The organism is Paenibacillus sp. AD87, assembly GCF_001659845.1.
Lineage (GTDB): Bacteria > Bacillota > Bacilli > Paenibacillales > Paenibacillaceae > Paenibacillus > Paenibacillus marchantiae.
In genome coordinates, this window is record NZ_LXQN01000007.1 from 4,486,621 (window position 1) to 4,504,542 (window position 17,922).

The window sequence follows — 17,922 nt, forward strand, 5'->3', positions numbered from 1 at the left end:
CGTATTGGGATGAGTCGCGGTTAGCGATACTTGCTGTTTAGCATAGTTCGCTCTCGCGGCGAATATCTAACGAATCGAGCACGTTCTATTGGCCCTATTTTCACTGTTACAACAGTTTAACGAATCGCAGACACTCTAATGCCTTGATCTGCTGGTCCTTTCGCATTTTTCCGGCGTAAAAGAGACCCTGAAGTTCGTTAGCCTTGGCCACTCATGCTAATTCACACGATAAGGTGCCTAGAGTTGTTAGCACCTTAGTTGAATTAATTGGCTGGATCTGCCTTGTCTTCGACGATTCGATTCTGAATCTTCCGGAAAATAATTTTGATGATCATATATAACGGAATAACGATAATCATCCCAAGAATGTTCCCCAGGTCTGCACCTACAAGCAGTAAGATGACGGTAGTCAACGGATGAATGTCCAACTGTTTGCCATAGACATAAGGAGAGATCAGATTATCCTGAATTTGCTGAGCGATAACAATGATGACAAGCGACCAGATCGCCATTGAAGGTGATTCAATGAACCCCACAATGACGACAGGAATGGCTGCCAGCAAAGCCCCTACATAAGGAATGAAGTTCAGAATAATGGATACGGCCGTCAGGAGTAATGCATATGGCAAACCGAGAAAGAGAAAACCAATATACATCAGGATGCCCAAGGCTACATTGACAATGACACGACCTACAATGTAGCTGCTCAAAGCTTCATCGATTTCATGTACCGTCTCTTCTCCATCTTTACGGTAACGTCTCGGGAGCAACAGTGTAAGATTAGTTCCAAATTTGCTGCCTTCCTTGAGCATGTAATACAGCATGATCGGGAACGTCGCCAGAATGATGACCAGATTAGATACGACAGAAAACAATCCGGATACATAATCCGTTACCTGGGCAATGCCTTGACTTAGAAAATCGGAGAAGCGTGAGAACAGATCGGAATCCTCAGGTATATATTTTGAAAGGAAACCACTCTTTTCGAATTCAGCCAACTGATCACTGAGCGATGTAACCAGTACCGGGGCATTCTCCACAAAATTCAACAGTTGTTCACGCAGTGAAGGCCATACAAGCACACTGAATCCTGCCATAATCAGCGCAATCACCACGTAAATAATAAGGACTGACAGTGCACGTTTCATTTTGTGCCGTTCCATATAGTCGACGAGCGGACGCAGCAGATAATAGAAGAAACCAGCAATCAGCAGCGGAATAATGATGATGTGAATCAGCGAGGTCAGGGGGCTGAAAATAAAGTTGACTTTATCCCCCAAATACACGATGAGCAGCAGCAAAATAATTGCTGTACATATACGGTAAAACTTGTTGTTTATCAAGAAACGTGATCCCTCCATACGCTGCTCTGCCAAATACGACTGCGGCGATAATATGTATGTCATGCAACTTAATACAGCTTGGACAGCGTGTTCCATTCCAAGCCGTATTCTTATGTATGATTATATGTACCCTTAAATGCTAGTCATGCCACAGCGAATGCTGAATATACTCTCTTTTCCATCCTGGAGGAGAAATTGGGTAAAAAAAAGAAGCAGGCGATTAGCCTGCCACATCTCTTTTGTTGAATACAACCCATGAGATCAACATGAAAACAACATAATATACAGCTAGCACAGCAACAGAAAAGCCAAGTGTCATGCCTGTATTCCCACCGTCTAACATACTAAAGTCCGTCACTGGATCCATATACCGACTGAGATCCATGTTATTGAACAGAACATACTTGGCCCATTCATAACGAACGGGATTGAAGATCAATGAGAACAAATTCTGTGTAAACATGATAAATAGAGACAAACCGATGGCCAGAGCTCCCGAACGAAACACGGAGGAGACCATAAAGGCAATAGCGAGCGTAATAAACAAGTCCACGTACAGATATCCCCATAGTGCAAATGCGTGTGATGCAGAAGCACCGCTTCCATCCGGAGTTACGGAATGGGAGAACAGCATATACGACATTACGGTTGCCATAATAACAACAAGTAACGTACTCAGAATACTGAATCCAATCACGGACAAATATTTGGATGCCAGTATTTTGCTGCGTGACCACGGACGAATCAACAGTAGTTTAATGGTTCCCCAAGTGAACTCTCCGGCCACCGCTTCGGCTGCAATGACGACACAGAAGATAGTATTCAGGAAAAAGACGACCTGAACGGTAGTAATAGCTGCTTGCCAGTATGGAACTTCACTGGACCCCATGCCTTCATTGAGCAGAACCGGCATCAACAGCGAAATTAATGCCAGAATAGATAACATAATCCAAGTACGCGGACGACGGAAAATTTTCATGTTTTCATTCATAATGAGATTGCCGAAATTACCCAATGCTTCCGCCCCCAGTCACCTGCAAAAATTGATCTTCCAGCGTATGGGTTACGCTACGGATACCGTATACCTGGAACCCTTCACTGACCAGCCTCGCATTCAAGTCCGGAATCTGCTCACGGGATAAACGAATCACAATGGCATTGCCCTGAACTGTAGCTTCGCTAATTAGTTCGGCTGCACGTGGAGCATCATTTACCTCAAAAGCAACTTCAGTAAGTACGTCTGCTCCCGCCTCAGCTCTGAGATTTCTCACATCAATCAATTTGCCATTTTGGATAATCGCAACGGTATCACACATCAATTCCATCTCCGACAACAAGTGGCTGGATACAAAGACGGTGATCCCTTCCTCCTGACAGAGCTGACGCAAATAATCCCTAAGTTCCCGTATTCCCTGTGGATCGAGCCCATTGGTGGGTTCATCCAATACCAACAACTTTGGTTTATGTAATATGGCTTGGGCCACGCCCAGACGCTGGCGCATACCCAGAGAATAGGTCTTTACCTTGTCATGAATGCGTGCTGTAAGCCCAACACGTTCAATCGTCTCGGCAATGCGTTCTTTCGTAATACCAGGTGACATCCGGGCAAAGTGAACGAGATTTTGATATCCGGTCAGAAACTTGTACATTTCTGGATTCTCGACAATAGCCCCAACCTGAGCGATGGCCTGTTCAAATTCATTCTTTACACTGTGTCCCGAGATGATGATATCTCCTTGACTGATGGACATCAGCCCTACCATCATTCGAATCGTTGTTGTTTTCCCCGCCCCATTGGGTCCTAAAAAACCAAAAACCTGCCCCGGAGAAATATCCAGAGTCAGGTCACTGACCAATGATCGGGAGGAGATGATTTTACTGACGCCCTGAAGACGGACGACCGGCTCCTGCTGCATTCCATTTCCTCCTTCATCAACGGGCATTCACATCATGCCCGCTTCTCATATGAAGATAGTGTATCATAATCTTTAGTATATTGTCCCGCAAACTGGGATTTCCCCTGACGTTTCGTTTGAACTACACACGCTTCACAGCATCCAAGCGGCATCTCACTCCGATAAAATCCGGTGCGAAATACGTGATTGCCTCCACAGTCCTCTTCCTTCAGTTCGACAGAGCCCCTAGCGACCGACACAATCATCCCACAACTGACACAGTAAAAGCGGTCCGTTTCAATCAATGATATTCCTTCCCCTCACAAGGAGCATTGAAGTCCCTGTTATTTGTCGTTAGACGCTGAATTTTGATACATTTTGTATCTAACTCGTAATTTACTTGACACCGGGACTAATGTCAACCCCTTAAAGGTTTAAAAAGAAATGAAATGCAAAAAAAGCTCTATAAATGCGACTAAAGTCTCGCATTCATAGAGCCTTTTCAAGTACAAATGATACAATTCGGCACATAGTATGGGTTAATACTATCATTCAGTTTTGTCATGCTCAGTCTCGGTATCTCCATTCTTCGGATAATACCAAAGCAATGTCCAATCGTCCCCATCCTTTACGATATAACAATTCTGCACGATTTTAAATTGACCAAAGGTTCCCGTAAACTTCTGGGTAACACCAATGCGATATGCCTCTGCAAATGGCTTAACGCCATCAATTACCGTAACGTCAAACTCTCGCTCCGGTTTTTCCATCTCCAGATCAAAAGTTTCCACCCCAAAATGCTGCATGAAAATATGCGCTCTCGACTGTAAATAAGCGCTTTTGGGAAAACGTTCTTTCATTAATGGATGAAACAATTCCCATGAACTGCCGAAATCACCCGTCTGCTCATATTTGTAAAACTCCTGGGCAATGGCAGCAGCTTCATCTGGTGCATCCGCACGAAACAGATATGGGATGGTTCTACCTATGAGCCACAACAGCAGCACCACAAGTGCTATGAATCCGATCTTTTTAAGTAACGCATTCCGGTTCCTTCTTCGCAGCATGCCCCGTCCCCCTTGTCCTACTTCCATACTTATGATGGATGGCAAGCAAGTAGAAGCGGGAACTAGTGAGCAGCATTTCCTGGGAAATCACTTTCTTTTGACTGACGATCGCCTTGGAGACCTGAATCTTCTGAAAACGACATTAACCCCCATATATAAGGCAATTCCGCCACATCCGCCAAGCAGATCCACGCCGACATCACGGATTGAACTCGTCCGGTTAGGGCTGAACTGCTGAATATATTCATCAATGGAGGCGATAACCGCTACTACGGCCAGGGCAGCAGCGATACAAGTGAACATCCGCATTTTCCTGTATCTCAGCCCACCATAGATAAGCACCGCCAGCACAGCATATACAAACAAATGTGCACTTTTTCGAAATAAGAACTCAACAAAATCATACGGTCGTTGTCTTAAGGAATAATCAAGCTCACCGTATGTGAATTTCACATCTGGTAGTGCAAATCCGATCTTTACCTTTTCAGACCATTTATGCAGCCATGGCTGGATAGTCTGCTGCTGATAAGATTGGGTCGAAAAGTGCCAGATCACCAAAACCCAAGCCGCAATCAGCAGCAGTGACAAGATATAAACAGAAGATCGTTGTTTACGTCTATGTTTATGCGTTCGTTTCCCGTAATCCTCCTCCATAAGCAAGGTTCTCACCACTTTCATAAGCCTTTCATTATTTCTGTTTATTTCTCCAAATGTTCTTCAATTATTCCGTGAATGCGATCTTTTTCCTGCTGATCCACGATGTAATAATAAATCCCATTGATTTTCTCGCCTTTACCCTTGATCTCCACCGTATCTACATTCTCCAGATCATTGCGATAATCGAGGAGGAGTTCCTTCATCTCATCAAAAGTAACATCCGTTCTGACATGAGTACCTAATTCATCAAGCATATTTTGGATATGAAGTACACTGGAGAATTGCATCGTATTCTTTAGCATCTGCTTCAGAACCTCACGCTGTCGATCATTACGACCCAAATCCCCTTTCGGGTCATCATAGCGCATTCTTGAAAAACCGAGCGCAGCAACACCGTCCAGATGAATATTCCCTTGATCATAACGCTGGCCCTCATAATCAAATGCAAAAGGATTATTTACATCCACGCCTCCGACCAGGTCGATGATTTTGGCAAAGCCCTCCATATCCACTTTCATGTAGTAATGAATGGGTGCTCCCAGAAATTGCTCGACAGTGTTTACCGACATGTCCACGCCTCCGAAGGCATAAGCGTGATTGATCTTATCTTCTGTATTGTGTCCCACAATCTCTGTCCGTGTATCCCTTGGAATATTAAACATGAGTACTTTCTTTTTCCCCGGGTTCACACTCAGCACAATCATTGTATCCGAGCGCCCTCGATCATTTGGACGCTCATCCACACCAAGAATAAGCGCGTTAAAAGGCTCCTTACTGTTGATGTCCACTGGTAGCCCACCTCTGCTATCTGTGACCGAGACGGGCTTTACAGGATTCCGGGGCTCATAGATTTGGTCAGCGGTTGATTTAACGGATTGGTAGAGATATATGGCATAACCAAACACGACAACTACAAAAAAGGAAACAATCCAGATGCTAACTTTCATCCACTTTTTCATGGGTTCTTCCTCACTCACATTCAAGATAATGAATAGCGATTAAATGATTGCTGCCGCTTTTCCTTCAAGCTTCGTCAAACCCGGACGACCAACCGAATAATATTGAAGATTAGATGCCTGCACCTGTTCAGCACTATACAAATTACGACCATCAATCATAATTGGATCCTTCATGATTTTGACCAGTTCATTCAAATCGATATGAGCGAACTCCTTCCATTCAGTCAACACGCACAAAGCGTCTGCTCCTTCCGCAGCATGAAATGGATTCTCTTCCCACGTGATGGAGGCGACATCTACCTCTTTACGGAAATTCGCAGTTGCGATGGGATCGTAGGCCTTAATGACTGCTCCAGCATCACTTAAATGCTGAATGATATCGATCGCTGGAGCATCACGCACGTCATCTGTCTCCGGTTTAAAAGCTAACCCCCAGACAGCAATTGTTTTTCCTTTTAAAGATCCCAGCGCCTCTTCCAGTTTGTGAATGACATGTAAACGCTGATCTTGGTTTACTTGGACAACGGATTTTAACAGTCTGAAATCATAATCGACCATGCCTGCGATCTGAATTAAAGCCTGTGTATCTTTTGGAAAGCATGAACCTCCATAACCAATGCCTGCCTTCAAAAAGGAAGCTCCAATACGCTTATCATATCCCATGCCTTCAGCTACTCTTGTAACGTCGGCTCCTACTTTTTCACATATATTCGAGATTTCATTAATGAATGAAATTTTGGTTGCGAGAAATGCATTGGAAGCATATTTAATCATTTCGGCTGATCGAATATCCGTAATGATCAGGTTCTCGGTCAATGGCCGATGGAGTTTCTTTAGTGTTTTAATTGCACGATCACTGTCTGTTCCAATGACAATCCGGTCAGGATTCAGCGTATCATTCACCGCAGATCCTTCGCGGAGGAACTCGGGAACAGAAGCCACATCGAAAGGCTGAGATGAAATACTGCTAATCAGCTCGCGGACACGATCATTGGTGCCTACAGGAACGGTGCTTTTGGTCACGATAATTTTGTAGCTTTCAATGTGACTTCCAATCTCTATAGCTACTTGCTCCACATAGCTCAGGTTGGCTTCGCCGCTCGGAAGAGAAGGCGTGCCTACAGCGATAAAGATAATATCCGACTGGCTAATCGCTTCAGCAATATTGGAGGTGAATGATAGTTTGCCTGCTTGCATGTTGGAAGCCATCAACTCTTTGAGGCCAGGCTCATAGATGGGCACGTTGCCCTCGTTGAGCATCTCTACTTTGGCCTCATTGTTGTCCACACAGATGACTTGGTTGCCGATCTCCGAAAAGCATACTCCCGATACAAGACCTACATACCCTGTTCCAATCACCGCAATATTCATCTTGTTTTCCCCCAATTCACGCAATTTTGGATAATATCTGTCCATTCCATCTCGATTCGCACGATATCCTCTTCCACCAGCTCACTGCCCATCTGAACTTCAATGATTTCAAGTTCGGTTACGGCTTTCACACTGTGTTTACTACCTGCCAGGATGGAGATAACATCCCCTTGATTAAGCAATCTCAGTTCACCATCCAGAATCAGTTCGCCCTGTCCCGAAACAACTGTCCATACTTCATTTCGTTTGAGATGGTATTGATAAGAAAAATTCTTATCTGCCTCAACAATAATGCGTTTAGTTAATACCTCTTCTCCTCTGGCATTACGCGTGTAATCAAGCACTTTGTAACAACCCCAGCGGCGTTCCTCATACATAGGACGTTGATTATCATCCTTAAGAATCTCTTTAATCTGTGGACTTGCCTCTTTCTCACTAACCAGAATTCCATCCGGACTCGTCGCAACAATAAGATTGGATACTCCCAGCACACACACCGGAATATTCAACTCATTGATCAGATGTGTGTTTACCGAGCTATTCGTCATTACACCTTTGCCCACAATATGGGTACTCATTTCGTCCGTCAGCGTATTCCATGTGCCGAGATCTTTCCAATATCCCTCATAAGGTGTAACCACAATGTGACTGGCTTTTTCGACTACTTGATAATCAAAGCTAATTTTCTGTAATCTTCCGTATTGTTTGAGCATCTCTTCATACTGAATTGGCAGTTCAAGGGAGATCAGCAGATTAATCAGATAGTTCAGCTTGAATGCAAAAACCCCGCAATTCCAAAGGGCAGATTGCTCTATCATCTCTGCCGCTTCAGTCTCACAGGGTTTTTCTTGAAAACGTGATACTTTGGCGTAATGGTTATGTTTTTCGGTCTCATGTGGATCAGGAATAATATAACCGTATTTCTCTGAAGGATAAGTGGGCTTTACCCCGATTAGTGCGAGCTCCGCACCAGACTCATCCAACACTCCTTCAAGCTCTGTAACTTTATAGAAAAAGGATTCCTCCACATATGGATCAACGGGAAGTACAGCAACCGTTTCGTTCAGACTGACGCCCTGTACCGAGTACAGATAAACAGCTGCCAAGGCAATTGCGGGAAAGGTATCTCTGCGTTCCGGCTCTACGACAAGATCAACCTCATCGCCCAGTTGACTCCGCAAAATCTCCACCTGTGGCTTACTCGTTGCAATCGTGGCCTGTTCGCTTAATCCCGTATGCTGCAGTTGCCTCCATACCCGTTGAACCATGGATTCCGTCTGCCCTTCAGGGCCCTCCAGTACTTTCAAGAACTGCTTCGATCTCGTATCGTTGGATAAGGGCCATAACCTCTTGCCTGATCCACCGGAGAGAAGTACGATTCTCATGGTTATCACTCCACTCTCTATATTTTATACACATTGAGCTCATTTTTTTAAACTGTTGCGGTTGTTTCCATATACTTAGGTGTAGGTTGAGAGATCGTTTTTGAGGAGGTATCCATGTTTGCCGTGTTTACTTCATGAGTCCATATTCGATAATATCCCGAGTTTTTCCCGTAGGAGTTATCAATCAGTACATTGGGTTTTGACATAAGGCAGGATAAGATATGTCCGTGTAATCTGGAAGAATGAATCATGCGATAATCCGCGAAACAACGAATAGCCTTGTTCACCAGATAATCACTATATTTCATCCATAAAAACTGTGAAATGGCTCGTGACGCCCGCTTTTTCAGTCCTTTACTGATGTAATAAATAAGTTTCTTTTCATATCTGTTATATAATGTTGGCCAATCTAAGTAGTCACCTTGCTGCTCTGTTGAAATCGAAGATTGTTGAGAGATTTGTTCAATATCTGTTCTAAAGAAATTCAACTTTTCTTTACGTGGGGATCGTTTCAATTCAATTGGCCATAATTGATGTGCCATATCAGGAATTAAAGCTACCTCACAGTTGGGGAAATTCTCGGATGCAATTTGAAACGATACTTCATCTCTAACATATATATGGAGATCTGGATGTTGATTAAAAATAGCAGCGGTTCTTTGAAGAGCAGACGGATCCTTATAAAATATCGTCTGAGGAAGAATCACAATCTTATGATTCGGATAATGCTGAACAATATTTTCTCTCAATTTTTGATGTGCTTCGTATAAATCGCCAAAATTCCCGCCACCATGGAGTACAATAATTTGATCTCGCGGTATTTCAACCTGATAATCAAAATCATAAACACTATATCTATGGGTGACGTGAATACGGTGGTCTTTAAAAAAAGTCTCTGTTCCTTTCATAATAAGAAGATCACCACAATTGCTATGGACAGGGTAATCAATATAATAAATTTTGGAATTAGCAGGTATGATCTCCAGTATGGATTCAAGCCGTTTTTTCAACTCATCCATGGGATGAATCCTTTGCACGTTTGACATCTTTTCCGGCTCCTTTGAGTATATTTTTCTCTCTCAATCTTTCCTTTAGAAAAGTAATATCTTCCTTGTTGTACAGCATCTTATGCATAGGCATTTTGAAAATAATGGATACAGATGCTAATGACATCATTATGCGAACAAAGGAACCGAGCAATAATGCTAACCCTATTCCGTATAAGCCCAGTAGTGGAGTGAGCACAAAAAATAAAGTAATCGTCACTGCCAATGCTACAATCTGCCGGAGTACGATTACACCAGGTCTTCCCAACGCATTAAACGCCGAAGCCAGAATCCAGGATCCTCCGCCAACAATGCATTCCAGAGATAACAAATAAAACACACCGCTAGCTTCAAGAAATTCCGGTCCGAACAGTATTCCAATAAAAAAACGACCAATCAGCATACTAGGTATGATGATGATCGTCATAAGAACCATACTAATACGGAAGGCTCTGCCTACAAGAGTCAGTACCTTCTGCTGCTCCATGCCTGCGACCTTTGGAAAGATCACATTCGTTATCGCAGTCTGAACTACGTTAAACATTCGGGAGAGGGCAAAAACAACCGAATACAACCCAAAATCTTTGGGTGTAAGTAAAGCCAAAATAATTATTTTATCAAACTGGTTATACAAAGTACCAAGCAGCTCCACACCGTATACTCGAATACCATAACTGAATAGGTGAATACAGGTTCTAAATTGACTCACCAGCTTGCTTGCTGAACTGAATATTTGCTGCCTCATGGCATACATGTAACAGATTAATACAAGTATATTAGCTGCAAAACTAACAATGATTGCTCTTTCCACTGTTAATATGCCTGTTATCCACAGCAGTACCAGACCAACAAGATTAAATAAGGGAGCAAACAACCTTGATAGATTATAAATATGGAATTTATCCGTTCCTTGGGCGGCTGCAGCAAGCACTCCCATAAACAGCATTACAGGAACCATGGATACGGTATACCAGCGCGCAATGGAAACGACCGATTCCGAATATCCGGAGAGCCAGAAAGAGATGCCAAACCAACTTACAATCCCAGCTATCAAGCTGATAGGAATTTGAACCGCAAAACTCATGCTGATGTATGTTGGTAATTGATTTATGTTCTTTTTCACATTGTAGATTAACGAGGTTGGTAGACCAAATGCAGCTAGACCAGATATAAAGGCGGGCCAAAACAGTACAGCAGCAAGTTCACCTTTACCTGTTGCCCCGAACATTCGAGCTGTAATAATAGAAGTGAGAGTCGTCACAGCCATAATAAGAATATTGGCAACACTGGTCATAAAAATGGTCTGCACCATGCTAAGCTGCCTTGGCTTTTTGGCAATTGCCATGTTCATCAGGTGTTCAGTCCTCTGCTGTTCCGGAAAGACCCTACGATCGTTCCGTTACGATAAGATATTTTTGCCATTTCACTCATTACCTTTTGGACATTATTAAATGAGATTAATATTAATAACGCCGCCTGAACAATTCTTACAGTATGCTTGAATATTCCCCATCCACTCTTCTTATAACGTGTTGCATCACTAATGCCTTGCCAATAAACTCTTCGCAGTAACCAACGTTTAGTTAGCCTACTTTTTGCTATTTTGTGCTCTACAATAGCGTATGGACTGTAAAAAACTTTATATTCTAGACGAACTCGACCAATTAGCTCGCTTTCTTCACTTGACATTAAATTGCTACCTACACGTCCCAAATCTTCTCTAAATGGTTTAATCTGCTGAAAAATACTCATCCTGAAAGCTACATTAGCTCCAAAAGGAATAGAGGGCGCCTGCATTTCCACAATCTCGCTAGAAAAATCCATCAGCGTGTACAGACTAACGATATCATGTGGTATCCAATCAGGTTTCCCCCCCTCCCAGATAGGTACTATTTTTCCACCAACACAACCAATTTGGGAATCCATATCAAAAATTTTAATAACTTCTTTAATCCAGGTAGAACACGCTAGTGCGTCATCATCCAGGAATAAAATAAACTCTCCCTTCGCTTCCTGTATCGCTCTATTTCTTGCATAGGATAATCCTAATTGAGGCTCGAAAATATAGCGAACATGCGCTGGCATGTTAAGAGAGTCGAATAATTCTTTTGTGTTATCCGTTGAATTATTATCAATAACCAGAATCTCGTAATCAGCATTACCCGTGTCCCCATTCAAAACACTTTCAACAGCCTGCATCGTGTCTATTGCTCTGTTGTGTGTGCAAATGGATACTGAAGCCCTCATTATCTCACCCCAAATATACAGTTTTATTTGTTCAGGCTAATTGCTTCAACAGCTGTCCGCGATGCGACCATAAGCAATGATTAATAACCCAGTCATGACCGTTATTCCCCATCGTTCTGGCCAGTCCTTCATCTGTAATCAATTCTTCGATACGATTGGCAATTTCCTTTTCATCCAGAGGATTTACAAGATAACCAGTTATCTCGTCCTTTACTGCGTCAGGAATTCCACCGCTGTTGCCCGCAATCACAGGTAATCTGTAGTAATTGGCTTCAAGAAATACGATTCCGAAACCTTCTACATCACCTTTTTCCTTAATATCGCGGCTGGGCATGATGAATAAATCAGAACATTCATATAACTGATGTAGCTCATGGTCAGTGATGCCGCCTGTGAAAACGACTACAGAATCTAACCCGTACTGCCTCACCAGACGTTCCAATTCCCCTCTGTGTGGACCATCTCCACATATTAGATATTTCAGATTAGGAATCCGCTTGATCACATGACTAATAGCTTTAAGAGTGACATCATGTCCCTTGCGCTCAACCAAACGAGAGACGGTTATCATCACTTTTTTGCCATGCAGATCATATTTATCCCGGATATCTTCATTGAAATCAGAACCACCGTTTAGTTTGCTTACGTTTAACCCTGGTGGAATAATGACAATCTGCATCTCCGGAATGCCGAGCTCCACCAGCTTTGACTTGGTATACTGGCTATTGGCAATCACCTTGTCAGACCGCCTCAAAATGAACAACAGGAGTGGGAATAACTTGCTGTTCACCATCCCCATAACATCCAAGCCATGAACATAAGGGAAATATTTAACCCCAAAAAAAGTTTTCATAAACGGGCCTGCGATGCCTACTGGGAATATGTTGACAAAGTGTATTTCGTCCGTTTTTTTGCGCCATTTGAGAATAATAAGCTGGAAGACTAGGATAAGTTGCGATAAGACGAGCAGGAGCTTATTGGAATTCCAAAAGATTCGCTTCCTGATAATCTGGAAATCGGTCTTCTGATCAAATTGTTCTGACGCTGCAACATCCTTTATTTTATTCGTTAGAACCGTGGTCTCTTCTGCCGGAATCTGTGATATAAGTCCATAGGCATAATCATGAATCCCTCCTTTTTCGGGCGGGAAATCAATAGCAACAAATACCTTATTCATACATTTTATCTCCCTTGAGAGGTCTTATGGAAAGAGTATCTACATCGTGTTCATAATGATGTTCACCGTGTCTTTAGCACATTTGTTCCAGGAAAACAGACCCGAGTGATCTTTTCCTTTATAAGACATTTGCTTGCTCAATTCCGGATTTGATGTAATTTCAATCAATTGTGAAGCTGCTTCTTTCGGACTATCTGGATTAAAATACAAAACAGCATCCCCACATACTTCTGGAATGGATGCACGAGAAGATACAATAACCGGGCAACCTGACGCCATTGCTTCCAAAGGCGGCAAGCCGAAGCCTTCATACAAGGAAGGGAATATAAACCCAGCCGCATCCTCGTAAAGCGCCTTTAATTCCTCATCTGTAACATAGCCCACCCAATTAACAGCATCGGATTTGGCCCATGTCTGTTCACCGAAAACTTTACTGTTTTTAGACCCAACAATAACAACGTTCAGATTGTGAGCTTCGATCTCAGGTAAAACTTCAAAAATCAAGTTGAAGTTTTTATAGGGATTCATCGTACTCACGGCCAAGACATAAGGTGATTGAATACCATATTTTTCGATCGTTCCTGCAGCCGCCTTTTTTCGATGAATGTGATCAATACCCAGATGAGTGACCACGAGCTTGTGCTCGGCTATTTTACAGTGCTGCATCAGTTCTCCTTTGGAGAAGTGAGATACAGTAATAATCTTCTTGGATGTTTTCCCCAGTCGAACCATCAAAAATTTGTACCAAGCACGGAAAGCAAAAGAAAAAGCCTTCGGGTAATTGAAGACAGCAGCATCATGGATGGTTACAATCTGATTTTTGTTAAAAGCCGGACCCGTGTTACACAGGTTGATTAACAATCCTCCCTTGGCATAAAAGGGAAGTTCAAGTTGCTCCCAAAGATGTCCTTTCAACTTACCAACCGCTTTGTGTCGTATATGCTTGAATGCTGGTTCGTTAATTATATTGGAGGGAGATAATAAGCAAAATTCATAACGGTTTCCGTCAATTTCACCCCGATCTATCAATTGATCAATTTCTTTCACAAGCTCCAGTGCATATCGCTGAACTCCGGTTATGGTCTGGGTCAAAAAACGAGCATTAATATATATTTTAATCATGTGCATCTCCAGCTCTCTTCGAAAATTCTAAGCGACTGGTCACGGGTATTTCCTGAAGAGAAGCTCCTGTAAATGCCTCATAATAGAGTCCCACAATCTCTTCGTTCATCCGAGAAGCGTTAAATTTATCCTTATAGATGGCATAACCTGCTTCACCCATTGTTACCAATTCAGCCTTGTCTAGGTTCTTCAGGATGTTCAAAAGTTCATGAGAATGTTCAATATCAAAAATATATCCACTTTCACCATGCTGAATGAGTTCCGGTAAAGCTCCACGACTACTTCCAATAACGGGTTTCCGGTTCTTCATAGCCTCGATAGCAACAAGTCCGAAACCCTCCCATCTGGATGGCATGATGACCGCATCACATTGCTGATAATATCGATCAATTTCCGCATTGTTTACCCAACCAAGACGAATAATGTTTTCGGGAAATTCCCATACCTTGTCTTCAAGTACGGTGTCTCCGATAACATACAAGCGAATGTGTTGCTGCAATTCCGGATATTCTTTAAACATATTCAGTACAATATCAAGCCCTTTTTGTCGGTCATACCTGCCCACGAATAACAACTGAATGATATCCGTCTCCTCTGAAGATTTGCTTAAGGGAATAGAGTTACTAGCTTCGCGTTCACGTATACCGTTATAGATAAGTTTGGACTTAGAAGCGGATAAACCCAAACGTAAAGATTGTTCCAGTTCATACTTGGAAATATTAACAATGACATCCGTTTTATATTCCATAAGCTTTTCTATAAAAAAATAACCTTTTCTGTACAACGGTTTGGTGTCCATTAGAAAAGCCCAGCCATGGGAGCAATAAAAAACGCTGGCTTTTTGTGGAAAAATAAAAAATAAGCCCCTTGCGAGTATACCCGCAAATGAACTGTGAATATGAATAATATCTGGTTGAATAGACTTAATGGCTTGGTGAATTTGTCTCATGGCCGCGAAAAAGTATTTGGGGTGACGTGTATACTCATAACGCAGAATGTGATCCGGCTCCAAATCAAAATCAGAAGCAGAATTATAGTCACTCATCATCAGATAAACATCGAAAAATTCACGTTGGTATCCAACAACTTCATTAAGATAGGTCGCCATTCCACCAACAACGTATTCGCCGATGTGTAAAATCCTCAATCTTCTCACCCCAATTTCTGTGATATTCCCCCTGAATTACGAGTCTGAACAAGAGCCATGCCAATGAGCATCCAGAAGAAAACATTGGCAGGAAACAACTCAAGTACATTCGTTGTAAGACTTGCAGCTGCCACTCCCGCACCAAGTGCAAGTGCCATCTGAGGCAGACGCAAAGTGCTCGAGTCGGTTGACGTATTCATTTTCTTGACAAGCGAGACAACAATCCACATAAACAAAACGATAAAATAAATGATTCCGATCCAACCTGTCTGCTCGTATAAGGAAAAATACTGATTGTCTACCGCAAAATTACTAGAGTTCACACCGATCATATACGTTCTCCGGCTTGCAGCCCCTACCGAACCGATCCCATTGCCAATCACTCCATTCATCGTAAACGGAGAAGTAAGACTGTTCCCCCATGTCTGTAATCGATCCAATAAGGAAGAACTGGAAAGCAAATTTTTAGATTCCAGCATTCTGCTCCCGAAGAACACAGCTGCTGGGAGCAACATGAAAGTAACGCCAATTAGCAGTGTGTTTTTTTTGCTATATTTTCGAATCTGGAGAAAAAACATAATGATTTGATATACAAACCACAGTAACAGTGCTGATCGAATGGTCGACAATAGCAAGAAGCTGATTGTCAGCAATTGAATGATTACTCGGAAAAAACGATGTTTCAATGCCATTTTAGTTCGTTCTGCAATCAAGCCTGTTATAAGCAAAGCATACGCATAGCCGTCAGGTGAATAGGTTATAGATGAGAGGCGAGGTACACCTTCTAAATAGTTTTTAATGTTCACTCCATAGATAAAACCAAGCGAAATCAACTTTTCAATCCCAAGTGAGTACTGAACCAGCCAACCAACGATTAATAAAATAAATATAATCAGGTTTGTTCTGGCAAACGCATAGATGCCTTGACATTGTGAGATAAGCATCCCGGTAAACATCATAATTAACGGTAAAAATGTGATTTTAATTCCATATATAAGTGTTACAACACTTGCACCCAGCAACAGATTTAACGCGCCTAGTGCAATAACTGACCCCAATATGAATAGAAAAGGCCTAATGAATAAAGACTGGCTTCGGTATACTTTCCTTAAAGCAAAGATCGCGACCAACACCATGCCTAAGTCCTTTAGTGAACGAATGATGATGTTATCGACATAAATAGAGACCAAACCATAGATGGACAAATAGATCAGCAATATATGGACGGTTGTATTGAATAGTGTATACTGTGATTCTGGCTTCACATAAACATACGAATGGGGTCTGGCATTCAAGGAAGTAATTTGCATTTTACCCTCCACGCCTGATTAACTTATCGTATATATTGATATGTTCTTTAAGAAGATAGGCTTCATTAAAAGTCTGGCTATGCGCATAACATTGTTGTTTCAATTGAACCTTATCCTGTTCGGGTAAATGATAATATTGAAGAATTCCTTGAGCAATAGCCTCTGAATTGTAGGCAGGAAATGAAAATTTCCCCGGTTCAACCAGAATCTCTGGCATGCCTCCCACACGAGAAGCATACACAGGTGTGCCTACCTGATAGGACTCGATCACTACTCTTCCAAAAGGTTCAGCCCACGTGGAGGGAACAACGGTAATATCCATCTCTTTCATCTGTGGGGCAATCTGAGATTTATCCAGTTTCCCTCTGAAAATAATGCGTGGTTCTGACCCTGCTAACTGTTTCAAATGATGCAGCAGTGGACCATCCCCAAAAATATGCAGGTTGCCCACAATATCCTGTCCAAGACTTTTTACCGCATCAATTAGATATTGAACACCCTTTACTTCCGTTAATTGCCCAAAGTAACCTATATTCAATGGCTGATGATGTTGAATCTCTTTCTGTGCATACAACTGCTGAACATTGTTATTCTCCTCTACAATGTTATGAATGACATGTTTGGAGGATCGTTCGAAGAAACCAAGCGTTGTATGACTCCCAAGGATATGATTGGATATACCAATTACCGTAGATATCATTCGGCTGTATCTTCTTGATATTTGTCTATATAACCTGGAGTAGGCAGATATTTTGATCGGGTCAATTAATGAAAAGTCACGTAGTGTATGCACGACCGGAATATTCAACTCATGTGCAGCCTTCCAAATCGCCAGGCTCAGACCAGGGATATTCTGAGTATGAATAATAGCAGGTTGTAATCTGGTTAGATACGCCTTGATGTATCGATATTGCCTAATATTAAAGATATCCTGGACTCTCCACATAATCTTATTGGCAGCGGACGTTTCTTGTACGGAGTCTCCGATCCAGTACCGATTGTTATAGGGCAGCCGCGAGATTTCAATTCCGTTAATCATCTCTGTACGTATTTCCCTTTTCTCGTGCCCACCTACAGTAATGACTTTGACCTCATAATGACGATTCATCGTCTGCGCCAGAATTTGTGTTGATATCTCTGCGCCTCCAATGATATGGGGTGGATACAAGCTGTGAGCAATTAATACTTTTTCCATT

17 protein-coding genes are annotated in these 17,922 nt (G+C 42.3%); all 17 read right to left on the bottom strand.

What is annotated here, in order from left to right; genetic code table 11:
• Positions 1 to 263: 263 nt before the first annotated feature.
• Positions 264 to 1,361, bottom strand: a complete 1,098-nt coding sequence (locus tag gpAD87_RS19860) for an AI-2E family transporter (protein WP_063564495.1) — start codon at positions 1,359 to 1,361, stop codon at positions 264 to 266.
• A 202-nt stretch (positions 1,362 to 1,563) separates the two neighbouring features.
• On the bottom strand, positions 1,564 to 2,358 hold the full coding sequence (locus gpAD87_RS19865; protein ID WP_064640099.1) for an ABC transporter permease: 795 nt from the start codon (positions 2,356 to 2,358) through the stop codon (positions 1,564 to 1,566).
• Positions 2,351 to 3,259, bottom strand: coding sequence for an ABC transporter ATP-binding protein (locus tag gpAD87_RS19870; RefSeq protein ID WP_064640101.1), 909 nt, complete (start codon positions 3,257 to 3,259; stop codon positions 2,351 to 2,353). The genes gpAD87_RS19865 and gpAD87_RS19870 overlap by 8 nt, the downstream gene beginning before the upstream one ends.
• 32 nt (positions 3,260 to 3,291) lie before the next feature.
• On the bottom strand, positions 3,292 to 3,498 hold the full coding sequence (locus gpAD87_RS19875) for a hypothetical protein (RefSeq protein WP_197521444.1): 207 nt from the start codon (positions 3,496 to 3,498) through the stop codon (positions 3,292 to 3,294).
• Positions 3,499 to 3,786: 288 nt separating this feature from the next.
• Positions 3,787 to 4,305, bottom strand: a complete 519-nt coding sequence (locus tag gpAD87_RS19880) for a hypothetical protein (RefSeq protein ID WP_064640105.1) — start codon at positions 4,303 to 4,305, stop codon at positions 3,787 to 3,789.
• Between the two features lie 87 nt (positions 4,306 to 4,392).
• Positions 4,393 to 4,983: a VanZ family protein gene (locus gpAD87_RS19885; RefSeq protein ID WP_064640107.1), complete on the bottom strand. Its 591-nt coding sequence runs from the start codon at positions 4,981 to 4,983 to the stop codon at positions 4,393 to 4,395.
• A gap of 20 nt (positions 4,984 to 5,003) precedes the next feature.
• Positions 5,004 to 5,921, bottom strand: coding sequence for an LCP family glycopolymer transferase (locus gpAD87_RS19890; protein ID WP_064640109.1), 918 nt, complete (start codon positions 5,919 to 5,921; stop codon positions 5,004 to 5,006).
• 39 nt (positions 5,922 to 5,960) lie between these two features.
• A complete protein-coding gene (locus gpAD87_RS19895; RefSeq protein ID WP_064640111.1) occupies positions 5,961 to 7,292 on the bottom strand; it encodes a UDP-glucose dehydrogenase family protein in 1,332 nt (443 codons plus the stop codon).
• Positions 7,289 to 8,677 carry a sugar phosphate nucleotidyltransferase gene (locus gpAD87_RS19900; RefSeq protein ID WP_063564502.1) on the bottom strand — a complete coding sequence of 463 codons (1,389 nt, stop codon included), beginning with the start codon at positions 8,675 to 8,677 and terminating at the stop codon, positions 7,289 to 7,291. The genes gpAD87_RS19895 and gpAD87_RS19900 overlap by 4 nt, the downstream gene beginning before the upstream one ends.
• A gap of 47 nt (positions 8,678 to 8,724) precedes the next feature.
• The gene (locus tag gpAD87_RS19905) at positions 8,725 to 9,696 is read right to left on the bottom strand and encodes a polysaccharide pyruvyl transferase family protein (protein ID WP_231952667.1); all 972 of its coding nucleotides are present in this window, start codon (positions 9,694 to 9,696) and stop codon (positions 8,725 to 8,727) included.
• On the bottom strand, positions 9,689 to 11,068 hold the full coding sequence (locus tag gpAD87_RS19910; RefSeq protein ID WP_064641053.1) for a lipopolysaccharide biosynthesis protein: 1,380 nt from the start codon (positions 11,066 to 11,068) through the stop codon (positions 9,689 to 9,691). The genes gpAD87_RS19905 and gpAD87_RS19910 overlap by 8 nt, the downstream gene beginning before the upstream one ends.
• 5 nt (positions 11,069 to 11,073) lie before the next feature.
• A complete protein-coding gene (locus gpAD87_RS19915) occupies positions 11,074 to 11,970 on the bottom strand; it encodes a glycosyltransferase (RefSeq protein ID WP_064640115.1) in 897 nt (298 codons plus the stop codon).
• A gap of 31 nt (positions 11,971 to 12,001) precedes the next feature.
• Positions 12,002 to 13,147 carry a glycosyltransferase family 4 protein gene (locus gpAD87_RS19920; RefSeq protein WP_064640116.1) on the bottom strand — a complete coding sequence of 382 codons (1,146 nt, stop codon included), beginning with the start codon at positions 13,145 to 13,147 and terminating at the stop codon, positions 12,002 to 12,004.
• 39 nt (positions 13,148 to 13,186) lie between these two features.
• On the bottom strand, positions 13,187 to 14,269 hold the full coding sequence (locus tag gpAD87_RS19925) for a glycosyltransferase family 4 protein (RefSeq protein WP_053783448.1): 1,083 nt from the start codon (positions 14,267 to 14,269) through the stop codon (positions 13,187 to 13,189).
• Positions 14,262 to 15,416, bottom strand: coding sequence for a glycosyltransferase (locus gpAD87_RS19930; RefSeq protein WP_064640118.1), 1,155 nt, complete (start codon positions 15,414 to 15,416; stop codon positions 14,262 to 14,264). Before gpAD87_RS19930 ends, gpAD87_RS19925 begins: the two co-directional genes overlap by 8 nt.
• A 5-nt stretch (positions 15,417 to 15,421) precedes the next feature.
• Positions 15,422 to 16,726, bottom strand: a complete 1,305-nt coding sequence (locus gpAD87_RS19935; RefSeq protein WP_064640120.1) for a hypothetical protein — start codon at positions 16,724 to 16,726, stop codon at positions 15,422 to 15,424.
• A 1-nt stretch (position 16,727) separates the two neighbouring features.
• Positions 16,728 to 17,921, bottom strand: coding sequence for a glycosyltransferase family 4 protein (locus tag gpAD87_RS19940; RefSeq protein WP_064640122.1), 1,194 nt, complete (start codon positions 17,919 to 17,921; stop codon positions 16,728 to 16,730).
• Position 17,922 lies beyond the last annotated feature (1 nt).

Coding starts and splice junctions, on each gene's coding strand:
- gpAD87_RS19870 (WP_064640101.1), bottom strand. CDS start 3,259: ATGCAGCAGGAGCCGGTCGTCCGTCTTCAGGGCGTCAGTAAAATCATC.
- gpAD87_RS19910 (WP_064641053.1), bottom strand. CDS start 11,068: ATGGCAATTGCCAAAAAGCCAAGGCAGCTTAGCATGGTGCAGACCATT.
- gpAD87_RS19890 (WP_064640109.1), bottom strand. CDS start 5,921: ATGAAAAAGTGGATGAAAGTTAGCATCTGGATTGTTTCCTTTTTTGTA.
- gpAD87_RS19860 (WP_063564495.1), bottom strand. CDS start 1,361: ATGGAGGGATCACGTTTCTTGATAAACAACAAGTTTTACCGTATATGT.
- gpAD87_RS19935 (WP_064640120.1), bottom strand. CDS start 16,726: ATGCAAATTACTTCCTTGAATGCCAGACCCCATTCGTATGTTTATGTG.
- gpAD87_RS19900 (WP_063564502.1), bottom strand. CDS start 8,677: ATGAGAATCGTACTTCTCTCCGGTGGATCAGGCAAGAGGTTATGGCCC.
- gpAD87_RS19920 (WP_064640116.1), bottom strand. CDS start 13,147: ATGAATAAGGTATTTGTTGCTATTGATTTCCCGCCCGAAAAAGGAGGG.
- gpAD87_RS19925 (WP_053783448.1), bottom strand. CDS start 14,269: ATGATTAAAATATATATTAATGCTCGTTTTTTGACCCAGACCATAACC.
- gpAD87_RS19940 (WP_064640122.1), bottom strand. CDS start 17,921: ATGGAAAAAGTATTAATTGCTCACAGCTTGTATCCACCCCATATCATT.
- gpAD87_RS19885 (WP_064640107.1), bottom strand. CDS start 4,983: ATGAAAGTGGTGAGAACCTTGCTTATGGAGGAGGATTACGGGAAACGA.
- gpAD87_RS19905 (WP_231952667.1), bottom strand. CDS start 9,696: ATGGATGAGTTGAAAAAACGGCTTGAATCCATACTGGAGATCATACCT.
- gpAD87_RS19915 (WP_064640115.1), bottom strand. CDS start 11,970: ATGAGGGCTTCAGTATCCATTTGCACACACAACAGAGCAATAGACACG.
- gpAD87_RS19895 (WP_064640111.1), bottom strand. CDS start 7,292: ATGAATATTGCGGTGATTGGAACAGGGTATGTAGGTCTTGTATCGGGA.
- gpAD87_RS19880 (WP_064640105.1), bottom strand. CDS start 4,305: ATGCTGCGAAGAAGGAACCGGAATGCGTTACTTAAAAAGATCGGATTC.